Annotated in this window: 13 protein-coding genes; 7 read left to right on the top strand and 6 right to left on the bottom strand. The window is 50.8% G+C overall.

The genetic code is table 11. From position 1 onward, the window contains the following. Window positions 1–8 precede the first annotated feature (8 nt). The 7 genes from potH to ACLJPQ_RS02085 all read left to right on the top strand — a co-directional run bounded on the left by potH (window position 9) and on the right by ACLJPQ_RS02085 (window position 6,997). The gene (gene potH, locus ACLJPQ_RS02115; protein ID WP_000105453.1) at window positions 9–962 is read left to right on the top strand and encodes a putrescine ABC transporter permease PotH; all 954 of its coding nucleotides are present in this window, start codon (window positions 9–11) and stop codon (window positions 960–962) included. After that, window positions 959–1,804, top strand: a complete 846-nt coding sequence (gene potI, locus ACLJPQ_RS02110; RefSeq protein ID WP_001061629.1) for a putrescine ABC transporter permease PotI — start codon at window positions 959–961, stop codon at window positions 1,802–1,804. The genes potH and potI overlap by 4 nt, the downstream gene beginning before the upstream one ends. Window positions 1,805–1,877: 73 nt before the next feature. Then, window positions 1,878–2,351: a YbjO family protein gene (locus ACLJPQ_RS02105; protein ID WP_000505788.1), complete on the top strand. Its 474-nt coding sequence runs from the start codon at window positions 1,878–1,880 to the stop codon at window positions 2,349–2,351. Window positions 2,352–2,393: 42 nt separating this feature from the next. Further along, window positions 2,394–3,524, top strand: a complete 1,131-nt coding sequence (gene rlmC / locus ACLJPQ_RS02100) for a 23S rRNA (uracil(747)-C(5))-methyltransferase RlmC (protein WP_001617090.1) — start codon at window positions 2,394–2,396, stop codon at window positions 3,522–3,524. A 282-nt stretch (window positions 3,525–3,806) separates the two neighbouring features. Beyond that, on the top strand, window positions 3,807–5,150 hold the full coding sequence (locus ACLJPQ_RS02095; protein WP_000399323.1) for a PTS sugar transporter subunit IIC: 1,344 nt from the start codon (window positions 3,807–3,809) through the stop codon (window positions 5,148–5,150). Between the two features lie 29 nt (window positions 5,151–5,179). After that, the gene (locus tag ACLJPQ_RS02090; RefSeq protein WP_000655399.1) at window positions 5,180–5,500 is read left to right on the top strand and encodes a PTS sugar transporter subunit IIB; all 321 of its coding nucleotides are present in this window, start codon (window positions 5,180–5,182) and stop codon (window positions 5,498–5,500) included. Between the two features lie 9 nt (window positions 5,501–5,509). After that, a complete protein-coding gene (locus ACLJPQ_RS02085; RefSeq protein WP_080185110.1) occupies window positions 5,510–6,997 on the top strand; it encodes a sulfatase in 1,488 nt (495 codons plus the stop codon). A gap of 218 nt (window positions 6,998–7,215) precedes the next feature. Here the strand turns inward: ACLJPQ_RS02085 and artJ are convergent, their stop codons facing one another. The 6 genes from artJ to ACLJPQ_RS02055 all read right to left on the bottom strand — a co-directional run bounded on the left by artJ (window position 7,216) and on the right by ACLJPQ_RS02055 (window position 11,797). Next, window positions 7,216–7,947, bottom strand: a complete 732-nt coding sequence (gene artJ, locus ACLJPQ_RS02080; protein WP_000737538.1) for an arginine ABC transporter substrate-binding protein ArtJ — start codon at window positions 7,945–7,947, stop codon at window positions 7,216–7,218. A 236-nt stretch (window positions 7,948–8,183) separates the two neighbouring features. Beyond that, window positions 8,184–8,852, bottom strand: a complete 669-nt coding sequence (gene artM / locus ACLJPQ_RS02075) for an arginine ABC transporter permease ArtM (protein ID WP_000895397.1) — start codon at window positions 8,850–8,852, stop codon at window positions 8,184–8,186. Next, on the bottom strand, window positions 8,852–9,568 hold the full coding sequence (artQ, locus tag ACLJPQ_RS02070) for an arginine ABC transporter permease ArtQ (RefSeq protein WP_080185111.1): 717 nt from the start codon (window positions 9,566–9,568) through the stop codon (window positions 8,852–8,854). The genes artM and artQ overlap by 1 nt, the downstream gene beginning before the upstream one ends. A 6-nt stretch (window positions 9,569–9,574) precedes the next feature. Further along, window positions 9,575–10,306 carry an arginine ABC transporter substrate-binding protein ArtI gene (artI, locus tag ACLJPQ_RS02065; RefSeq protein WP_000756586.1) on the bottom strand — a complete coding sequence of 244 codons (732 nt, stop codon included), beginning with the start codon at window positions 10,304–10,306 and terminating at the stop codon, window positions 9,575–9,577. Window positions 10,307–10,323: 17 nt separating this feature from the next. Further along, window positions 10,324–11,052: an arginine ABC transporter ATP-binding protein ArtP gene (artP, locus tag ACLJPQ_RS02060; protein ID WP_000027186.1), complete on the bottom strand. Its 729-nt coding sequence runs from the start codon at window positions 11,050–11,052 to the stop codon at window positions 10,324–10,326. Window positions 11,053–11,281: 229 nt separating this feature from the next. Further along, the gene (locus tag ACLJPQ_RS02055) at window positions 11,282–11,797 is read right to left on the bottom strand and encodes a lipoprotein (protein WP_080185112.1); all 516 of its coding nucleotides are present in this window, start codon (window positions 11,795–11,797) and stop codon (window positions 11,282–11,284) included. Between the last annotated feature and the right edge of the window lie 102 nt (window positions 11,798–11,899).

Below are 11,899 nucleotides of genomic sequence, written 5' to 3'. Positions count from 1 at the left end.
GGGGAAACATGAGCACACTTGAACCTCCGGCACGCATCAGTAAACCTGGCGGCGCGGCGCTATGGTTGGCGCGAATGCAAATGAAACATGGGCGTAAGCTGGTTATTGCTTTGCCTTATATCTGGCTCATTCTGCTGTTTTTATTGCCGTTTCTTATCGTCTTTAAGATAAGCCTGGCGGAAATGGCGCGGGCGATCCCGCCGTATACCGATCTGCTGGAATGGGCTGACGGTCAGTTGTCGATTACGCTCAATCTCGGTAATTTTTTGCAACTGACCGACGATCCGCTTTATTTCGAAGCCTATCTGCAATCGTTACAAATTGCCGGTATTTCCACAATCTGCTGCCTGCTGCTGGGCTACCCGCTGGCGTGGGCGGTGGCGCACAGCAAGCCCTCCACGCGCAATATCCTGCTGCTGTTGGTGATCCTGCCCTCGTGGACGTCTTTTTTAATACGCGTCTATGCCTGGATGGGCATCTTGAAAAACAACGGCGTGCTGAACAATGTGTTGCTGTGGCTAGGGGTTATCGATCAGCCGCTGACGATCCTGCACACTAACCTGGCCGTCTATATCGGCATTGTTTATGCTTATCTGCCGTTTATGGTTCTGCCCATTTATACCGCATTGACGCGCATTGATTATTCGCTGGTGGAAGCGTCGCTGGATCTCGGCGCCCGACCGCTGAAAACATTTTTTAGCATCATTGTTCCACTCACCAAAGGCGGAATCATCGCCGGCTCGATGCTGGTTTTTATCCCGGCAGTGGGCGAGTTCGTGATCCCGGAACTGCTTGGCGGGCCGGACAGTATCATGATTGGTCGCGTCCTGTGGCAGGAGTTTTTCAATAACCGCGACTGGCCGGTGGCTTCTGCGGTCGCCATTATTATGTTGCTGCTGCTGATAGTCCCGATCATGTGGTTCCATAAACATCAGCAAAAAAGTGTGGGGGAGCATGGATGAATAACTTACCGGTCGTTCGCTCGCCCTGGCGCATTCTGATTCTGGTGCTGGGGTTTACTTTTCTCTATGCGCCGATGTTAATGTTGGTGATTTACTCGTTTAACAGTTCGAAGCTGGTGACGGTGTGGGCGGGATGGTCGACGCGCTGGTATGGCGAGCTCTTTCGGGATACCGCCATGATGAGCGCAGTGGGACTAAGCCTGACAATTGCCGCCTGCGCGGCGACGATGGCGGTGGTGCTCGGTACTATCGCCGCGGTGGTGATGGTGCGATTTGGACGATTTCGCGGCGCAAACGGCTTTGCGTTTATGATCACCGCGCCGCTGGTGATGCCGGATGTGATTACCGGGCTGTCGCTGCTGCTGCTGTTTGTCGCGCTCGGTCATGCTATCGGCTGGCCCTCCGATCGCGGGATGCTGACCATCTGGTTGGCGCACGTCACGTTCTGTACCGCCTACGTGGCAGTGGTGATCGCTTCGCGATTACGCGAACTGGATCGTTCGATTGAAGAGGCGGCGATGGATCTTGGCGCGGCGCCGTTGAAGGTCTTTTTTGTCATTACGTTACCGATGATCATGCCCGCGGTGATCTCGGGCTGGCTGTTGGCCTTTACGCTTTCCCTTGACGATCTGGTGATTGCCAGCTTCGTTTCCGGTCCCGGCGCCACCACGCTACCGATGCTGGTTTTCTCCAGCGTGCGCATGGGCGTGAACCCGGAAATCAACGCGCTGGCGACGTTAATCCTCGGCGTGGTAGGAATCGTCGGATTTATTGCCTGGTACCTGATGGCGCGAGCGGAAAAACAGCGGATTCGCGATATCCAGCGTGCAAGACGCGGCTGAAGCCACTAAAATCTTCCACTATGGCAATGCGTTGCCGCGCGGGTCGCGGCATCATTTTCAGGGAAGACATTCATTGGGATTTATAAAGCAATCAACCTCATCACATGCCCGTTTAAATGTGCCTACGCTGGTGCAGGTTGCGGCTATGGCGATTATTTTGATTCGCGGTCTCGATGTGCTGATGATTATGAATACCCTCGGCATACGCGGGATGGGCGAGTTTATTCATCGCAGCGTGCAGACGTGGAGCTTAACCCTTGTCTTTCTGGCAAGCTTAGTGCTGGTCTTTGTTGAAATTTATTGTGCGTTTTCGCTGGTGAAAGGCCGTAGCTGGGCGCGCTGGGTGTACCTGGCGACACAAATTATTGTGAGTGGGTATCTGTGGGCGGCGTCGTTAGGCTACGGGTATCCGGAGTTGTTTAGCATCGCGGGAGAATCGAAGCGTGATATCCTGCATTCCCTGGTCATGCAAAAACTCCCCGATCTTTTAATTCTGTTTCTGCTGTTTATTCCCGCTCCCAGCCGTCGGTTCTTCCGGCTGCAATAATGTGTATAATCGTCGCCCCGGATAATATGAAGGTTTTTTGGTATGCAGTGCGCACTCTATGACGCGGGTCGCTGCCGTTCCTGTCAATGGATTACGCAGTCGGTTAACGAACAACTTTCCGCAAAAACAGCCGATTTACATCGTTTGCTCGCCGGGCTGCCTGTTGAACAGTGGTGCGCGCCGATTGGCGGCCCGGAACAGCATTTCCGCAACAAAGCGAAAATGGTTGTGAGCGGTAGTGTAGAAAAACCGCTCTTCGGGATGCTGCATCGCGACGGTACGCCGGTCGATCTTTGCGGCTGCCCGCTGTATCCCGCCTCCTTTGCCCCCGTATTCAGCGCGCTAAAACCTTTTATTGCCCGTGCCGGACTCACGCCTTATAACGTGGCGCGAAAACGTGGCGAACTGAAATACCTGTTGCTGACGGAAAGTCAGTTCGATGGCGGCATGATGCTACGCTTCGTGTTGCGTTCAGAAACCAAACTTACGCAACTGCGCGCGGCGTTACCGTGGCTGCGCGCGCAACTGCCGCAGCTCAGGGTGATCACCGCAAATATTCAGCCGGTACATATGGCGATTATGGAAGGGGAGACGGAAATCTACCTGACGGATCAGCAGGCGCTGGCGGAACGTTTTAACGATGTGCCGCTGTGGATTCGTCCGCAAAGTTTCTTTCAGACCAACCCTACGGTCGCCAGCCGATTATATGCGACGGCGCGCGACTGGGTAGGGCAACTGCCGGTACGCCATATGTGGGATCTTTTTTGCGGAGTGGGCGGATTCGGCCTGCACTGCGCGACGCCGCAGATGCAATTAACCGGTATTGAGATCGCGCCGGAGGCGATTGCCTGCGCGAAGCAATCCGCTGCCGAGCTGGGATTGACCCGCCTTCATTTCCAGGCGCTGGATTCCACTCAATTCGCCACCGCACAAGGCGAAACGCCCGACCTGGTGTTGGTGAATCCTCCCCGCCGCGGCATTGGCAAGCCGTTGTGCGATTACCTTGCACAAATGGCGCCGCGTTTTATCATTTATTCGAGCTGTAACGCGCAGACGATGGCGCAGGATATTCGTCATCTGCCGAACTACCGTATTCAACGTGTTCAGCTTTTCGATATGTTCCCGCATACCGCGCATTATGAGGTTTTAACGTTACTGCGCAGGTCAATATAATCTATTCACAATATTTATTTTTATCCCTTAACTATTTCATAAAAATAATAAATACAATCAATTGATTATTTAATTCAATTGGTTGTATTTATATATTATCCTATTTTTGCAAATCAAATCACAAATAATCACTTTAAATCTTTTAATGACTACTTTTGATTATTACAGTGCGTGTAAGGCAAAATCAGACAAGGTGGTTTATCGGGTAACTTTCAATAGCATCAGCGAAGCAATACGTAACGTCAGTAAAGGGGTCAATCATGACAACGAATAGGCACGCTTATGGAGGGCGTTCAGACGATGTTTGCCAAATTTATAGATGTTATTCAAACGTTTTTAACTGAACCGGCAATATTAATTGGGATATTAGTCGGTGTTGGCTATGCGCTGGATAAAAAGACGCCTATAAAAATTATCACCGGTATGATCAGCGCGATGGTCGGTTTGATGATGGTGTTATTTGGCGGCTTTCAATTTTCAGCCACTTTTAAACCGGTTGCAGAGGCAGTCAGCAAGGCTTATGGCGTGCATGGATACTTAATGGATTCATACGCCATGAAAGCCGCGACGCAAATAGCGCTGGGCGATAATTTCGGCTATGTAGGATACGTTTTTGTACTGGCGTTTTTTACTAACCTGTTATTAGTTTTATTTGGCCGTTATACCGGCGCAAAAGGTATATTTCTTACCGGTAATACCGGGGTCTCTCATTCACAGGCAGTACTGTGGTTAATCGTCTTCTGGCTGGGGTTCGGTTGGGTACAATCCATTGTAATTGCCGGGGTATTGACCGGGGTCTTTTGGGCGTTTTCAACTACGCTTATTGTTAAACCCATCGCCAAAGTGACCAATAACGCCGGTTTTACCATTGCGCATAACCAGATGCTGGGACTGTGGTTTTTCTCGAAATTCGCGCATAAATTCGGCGATCCGGAAAAGCATGACGCCGAAAACCTGAAACTTCCCGGTTGGTTAGCCATTTTTAACCACAACGTGACGGCAATCGCCATTGTGATGACGCTCTTCGTTGGCGGTTTTCTATTGGCGACAGGGATCGATAACGTACAGTTAATGGCGAAAGGCAAACCCTGGTATATCTATATCATCAATCTGGGCCTGCAATTCTCTATGTATATGGTCATCTTGCTGCAGGGCGTGCGGATGATGGTTGGTGAAATTAACGGTTCGTTTAAAGGATGGCAGGATCGCTTTATTCCTAACGCCATACCGGCTGTGGATGTTGCTGCTTTATTACCTTTTTCGCCTAACGCGGCCACGCTGGGATTCGTCTTTTGTACTTTCGGCACGATTTTTTCCATGGGCATCCTGCTGCTCATCCATAGCCCTATTATGGTATTGCCTGGTTTTGTTCCGCTCTTCTTTTCCGGCGGTCCCATCGGCGTATTAGCCAACCGAATGGGGGGATATCGTTCCGTTATTATTTGTACTTTCCTGTTAGGGATTATTCAGACTTTCGGTACGGTATGGGCCATTCCTTTAACCGGGCTGGCAAAAGAAGGTGTGGGCTGGACGGGAATATTTGACTGGGCGACTTTGTGGCCTGCAATTTGTGAATTACTGAAATTTATTGCTTCAACGTTCCATCTTGGTCCTTATTCCATTTAATTGATTCGGTTTATATAAAGGATTTTATTATGAAAGATTCTGTAAATATTTTATTCGTATGCGGTTATGGTGTAGGCAGTAGCGTAATGTTACAGACTGTTGTTAAAAAAGCGTTAGCAAAATATGACTTCTCTTTTGATATGGAGCATACGGCAGCGGGAGAGGTCGGTGGATTTACCGACTGGGCAGATATTTATGCGATTTCGAAAAAATTGCTTGATGTTGTTAGCCTCGATCCTAAACACGGACAATATCTCATTCCCATTGAAAATATCATGGATGGCGAATCAATAGGTAAACAGATTTACGATGTGGTAGAGAAAAATTTTCCGCACCTGCTCAACAAATGAGGGTGAGTCATGAAAGCGATTATTCTGCTGTTTGACAGTCTGAATAAAAACTATTTGCCGCCCTATGGTGATTTGCTAACGAAAGCGCCTAACTTTCAACGCCTGGCGGCACATGCCGCCACCTTTGACAATAGTTATGTCGGCAGTATGCCCTGTATGCCAGCCCGTCGGGAACTGCACACCGGGCGCTATAATTTCCTGCATCGTGAGTGGGGGCCGCTGGAACCCTTTGATGATTCCATGCCGGAATTATTGAAAAAAGCGGGGATCTACACCCATCTTATCAGCGATCATCTGCATTACTGGGAAGACGGCGGCGGTAACTACCATAACCGCTATAGCTCCTGGGACGTAGTACGCGGTCAGGAGGGCGATCACTGGAAGGCAAGTGTTGGCGAGCCGCCCATTCCGGAAGTACTGCGCGTTCCACAAAAACAAACCGGAGGCGGCGTTTCCGGGCTATGGCGTCATGACTGGGCGAACCGCGAATACATCCAGCAGGAAGCCGATTTTCCCCAGACGAAAGTTTTTGACGCAGGGTGCGATTTTATCCATAAAAATCATGCCGAAGATAACTGGTTATTGCAGGTTGAGACGTTCGATCCGCATGAGCCGTTTTATACCACCGAGGAATATTTATCGCTCTATGACGATGAGTGGCAAGGCCCGCATTATGACTGGCCGCGCGGCAAAGTCAGTGAAAGTGAGGAGGCGATAGCGCATATTCGCTGTCGTTATCGGGCCCTGGTTTCCATGTGCGACCGCAATCTGGGACGTATCCTTGATCTGATGGATGAACACGATCTCTGGCGCGATACGATGCTGATTGTCGGTACCGATCACGGCTTCTTGCTGGGGGAGCACGGTTGGTGGGCTAAAAATCAAATGCCCTATTATAACGAGGTGGCGAATAACCCGCTGTTTATCTGGGACCCGCGCAGCGCGGTATGCGGAGCGCGACGGCAGTCGCTGGTGCAGATGATTGACTGGGCACCAACGCTACTGGATTATTTTCAGCAACCTATTCCCGCAGATATGCAGGGCCAACCGCTGGCGAAAGTCATTGCCAGTGATGAACCCGTCAGGGAAGGCGCGCTGTTTGGCGTGTTTAGCGGACATGTTAATGTTACCGACGGACGCTATGTTTATATGCGGGCCGCGCAGCCGGGGCGTGAGCATGACATTGCGAACTACACGTTAATGCCGATCAAGATGAATGCGCGTTATGACGTGAATGAACTGGGAAAATTATCTCTGGCACCTCCGTTTAACTTTACTAAAGGGCTTCAGGTATTACGTATTCCGGCCAGGGAAAAATATAAAGGTGTGAATAGCTTTGGTCATCTCTTGTTTGATCTCAGAGACGATCCGCAGCAGCAACATCCCCTTCATGATGAGGCCATCGAAGCAAGGATGATCAACTTACTTATCCGTTTGATGAAAGAAAATGATGCTCCGGCGGAGCAGTATCGCCGTCTGGGTCTGGATGTTGTCTAAAAACGTAACAATGTTGTAAGCCGGGTGCGCGTTAGCGTCACCCGGCAAGTATTAGTCCGAATCGCCTGTTGATGCAGGCGTTTGAGACTGATGACAAACTGTAGAATGCTCAATGGCGCTGCGCTTATCAGGCCAGGATAGTTTCCGATGGCGGCCCGTGGGCTGAATAAGGTATTTATACTGCCATTTCGCAACACGGTGGGCTAATCACATACGTCTTACTGCGGGAACCACTGATCGCTGATTTTCTGATAAGTGCCGTCCGCTTTAATGGCGGCCAGCGCATTATTCAGTTTTTCCAGCAACGCCTTATTGTCCGGGCGCACCGCGATGCCAAGTCCGGTACCGAAGTATTGCGGATCGGTCACTTTCTCTGTTGCCGGACCCAGTTGCGGATTCGTTTTCAGCCACTCATTGACCACTGCGGTATCGCCAAAGACGCCGTCAATACGGCCATTTTTCAGGTCGATAATCGCATTCTGGTAGCTGTCGTAGGCCACGGTTTTGACCTCCGGATGTTTATCCTGGAGATATTTTTGATGCGTGGTGCCATTTTCCATACCGATACGCTTACCTTTTAGATCGGTAAAGGTTTTATAGGTGTCTTTTTTAGCAATCACCAGCGCGGAGTTCGCATAATAGGGATTGCTAAAGGCGACCTGCTTACTGCGCTCCGGGGTAATGTCCATTCCGGAAATGACGGCATCATATTTTCTGAATTTCAGCGCCGGGATAAGACTATCGAAAGCATGATTGGTAAAAGTACATTCTGCCTGCATTTGCTTGCATAATGCGGTTGCCAGATCGATATCGAAGCCCACAATTTTATTACTCGCATCCAGGGATTCAAACGGGGGATAGGTGGCGGAAACCCCGAAATTGATTTTTTCAGCGGCGATGCTGCCAGTGGCGAAAGAGGCGAGTAATGCAGCCAGAACTAACTTTTTCATGATGTCACTCCCGTAATCTTATGATTATGCGCCGTGTCTGCGGCATAGATTTACAATGCCATCAATTGAATTTGTATGCAATAAAAATGATTAAATATTTTTAAATGGATAAAAAAAGACGGACAGGTTAACCACTTGTCCGTCGGGTTTATTCAATATTATGCATCGTAGACCTGATAAGCGCAGCGCCATCTGACCATTGTCGAACGGCGGCGAGAATGCCTTATCCTGCCTGGTTAATTGCGCCGCTCAAACGCCAGGGCTTTACGCTCAATCAACCGCATCATCAGCGTCAATAGACCGTTGACGACCAGGTAAATTACGCCTGCCGCGCCAAATACCACCACATCGTAGGTACGACCATAGAGCAACTGACTGTACCCCATGACTTCCATCAAGGTGATGGTATAGGCCAGCGAGGTACTTTTGAAGACCAGTACCACCTCATTAGAATAGGAGGAGAGGGCGCGTTTAAACGCATAGGGCAACAAAATCGCCAGCGTATCTTTCTTACTCATCCCCAGCGCGCTACAGGACTGCCACTGACCTTCCGGAATCGCGCGAATCGCACCATAAAATAGCTGCGTGGTGTAAGCGGCGCTGTTTAGCGACAACGCGATCAGTGCGCACAGCCACGGTTCAGACAGTAGATGCCAGAGTAGCGGATACTCTTGCAGCGTCGGGAATTGACCGGGTCCGTAGTAGATCAGGAAAATTTGCACCAACAACGGCGTACCGGTAAACAACGTGATATAGCCGCGCACCAGCCACACCACGAACGGCGTTTTTAGTGTCAGGATAATGGTAAAAACTAACGCCAGCACCAAAGCGACGGCAATAGAAGCCACGGTCAGCGTCAGGCTGGTGTGTAGCCCTTTTAGCAGTTCAGGTAAGTACTCAAGCATTAGTCCGGCCTCCGCTCAAAACGTGTCGCGCGCAGGTCTATGCGTTTGAGAATGTACTGACTGATCAGCGTAATGACCAGGTAAATAGCCGCCGCAATAATGTACCAGTTAAACGGTTCCTGGGTGCGTGTGGCAATACTTTTGGTCTGCAACATCAGATCGTTAACGCTGATAAGGCTGACCAGAGCCGTATCTTTTAGCAACACCAGCCACTGATTACCCAGCCCTGGCAGAGCGTGACGCCACATCTGCGGCATCACCAGACGGAAAAAAATCGCCGTCTTTGATAATCCCAGTGCCTGACCCGACTCCCACTGACCAGACGGAACGGCTTTCAGCGCGCCGCGTAGCGTCTGCGACGCATAGGCCGCATACAGCAGGGACAACGCAATCACGCCGCACAGGAACGGACTGACGTCAAAGTTCTCAATCTCCATTTGCACCGGGATCTGCGTAAAGCCGAGATGGAGGGTAAACCCGTCAGACAGCGTAAGCAGGAGTTGCGAGGAGCCGAAATAGATAAACAGCACCACCAGAATTTCCGGCAGGCCGCGCAAAATAGTGACCAGCGCGGAGCCTATCCAGGCAATCGGGCGCCATTTTACGGACTCCCAGACGGCAAAGAACATGGCTAACGCGAGGCCAATGATCAGCGCACAGACGGCAAGGCCGACGGTCATCCCGGCGGCGCCTGCTAAAGGAAAAAATTCGTTCATCAAAGATTACTTCTGGAACCATTTGTTATAGATGGTCTCGTAAGTCCCATCTTTCTTCACTTTTTCCAGCGCAGTATTGAATTTCTGCTGCAGCTCGGTGTTGCCCTGGCGTACCGCGATACCCAGGCCGGTGCCGAAATAATCTTTATCGGTGACTTTATCGCCGACCGGCGCCAGCTTAGGATTGGCTTTCAGCCATTCGGTCACGACCGCCGTGTCGCCGAAAACAGCGTCGATACGGCCATTTTGTAGATCCAGCTTCGCGTTCTGATAGCTGTCATACGGTACGGTGGTGATTTCCGGATGCTTATCCATGATGAATTTCTGGTGCGTCGTACCGTTCTGTACGCCGACTTTCTTACCTTTCAGTTGATCAACGCTGGTATATTTGCCCTGCTGACCCACAAACAGCGCGGAGTTGTCGTAATATGGCGTGGTAAACAGCACCTGCTTTTCACGTTCCGGCGTGATATCCATTCCCGCCATTACAGCGTCGAAGCGGCGGAATTTCAGGCTGGGGATCAGGCTGTCGAACGCCTGATTGGTAAAGGTACAGGAGGCGTCGATCTCTTTACATAGCGCGTTGGCCAGGTCGACGTCAAAGCCGACAATCTTGTTATTAGCATCCATCGATTCGAACGGCGGATAGGACGCTTCGGTCGCAAAACGAATGGTCTGGGCTGCTGTAGCGGAAAGGCTAAAGCCTGCAATTAGCGCGGCAATCAGAACTTTTTTCATTGTCATTGTCCCGAATCTTAGTGAGAGAGATAGTTTTTGAACGCTTCGGTCTGAGGGTGGGCAAAGCAACCCGCATCACCGTGCTCGACGATGTGACCATTTTCCATATAAATCACACGACTGGCGGTCTTACGCGCCACTTCGACTTCATGCGTAACGATCACCTGAGTAATGTTCGTTTCCGCCAGCTCATGAATAATGCTGACGATTTGGGCGGTAATTTCCGGGTCCAGCGCGGCGGTCGGTTCATCAAACAGCAGCACCTGCGGCTCCATCATCAGCGCGCGGGCAATCGCGACGCGCTGCTGCTGACCGCCGGAAAGGTGCAACGGATAACGATCGCTATAGGGCTTCAGACGTAGACGCTCCAGCAGCTTTTCTGCGCGCGCCAGCGCCTGATCTTTTGTCAGACCCAGTACGCGGCAGGGCGCTTCAATCAGATTCTGCACAACGGTGAGATGCGGCCAAAGATTATATTGCTGAAAGACCATTCCGACATTTTGACGTAGCTCACGAATCGCCTTATCGGACGGCGTTTTCGTAAAGTCAAAATGGTTCCCGGCGATAGTCAGAGTGCCGGAGCGCGGCATCTCAAGCAGATTGAGTACACGCAGCAGCGAACTTTTACCCGCCCCGCTTGGGCCAAGCAACACCAGCGTTTCGCCTTCGGGGCAATCCAGCGTGATATCGAACAGCGCCTGATGCGCGCCGTAAAAGCAATTAATGCCGTTTAATTGAATACTCATTGACACTCGTATACAGGCAGTCTGATAGCTATTGAAGCCGCAGATAGTACCTTTCGCAGAATAGTTATGCAATATTTATGCGTTAAAAGTTAAATATATCCCACATTCTTCCCTAAACATAGCACAAAATAGCAGGAGGAATAGTAGGTAAGAAGAATTGTCGGCATCCCGGGCAGAATGCCAGACAATTTACGGGGTTATGGGTGCAAAAGCGGGGGAATACTGTCTGTTAACGGTTTTCTATCGACTGGCGCAGCGTACCGGCAGGGGCATGGACATCTCCGCCCAGATAGCGAACGTCGTCAATCACCCAGCATGAGCCTTCGTGAATCATAAGCACTTCATCCTGCCAGCTTTGATCGCCCTGTTTTAACGCTACCCGCAGAGGAATGTTGCGCGCATCTCGGTTCGGAATGGTTGATGCGCTGGCGACGTTGGCGCTATCCGGCAGCGTAGCGCGGCTGGAGAACAGATCGCCGCTCATCAACTGGCGGTGCTCCGTATCGCGGCTGGCGTCGATCAACAATTTCGCCAGGTTATCACTCAAGTAGGGGCGAAGCGCGGCGATATCATTGCTGTGGTGTTGAATACGGTAGTCGTAAAATTGTTGAGCCACGCTGTCCGGGCCGCCTTCCACACACGCGCCGATACGCGGGCCATTATCTTTGTAGGCGGGAGTGACGGTCGTACAGGCGCTAAGCAGAAGCGCGCACGGGATGAGCAAAGAGAGTTTAGAATAGCGCATGATGATTTCCTTATAGGCGATCGAGCAAAAACCGATCTACGATAATCAATTATATCCTTTCAATGATAGCGTATCAGCTTGATAATGCGTTTGAGATCGTGT

The organism is Salmonella sp. SAL04213 (genome assembly GCF_046550535.1).
Lineage (GTDB): Bacteria > Pseudomonadota > Gammaproteobacteria > Enterobacterales > Enterobacteriaceae > Salmonella > Salmonella enterica.
This window is presented reverse-complemented; position numbering and strand designations above follow the sequence as displayed.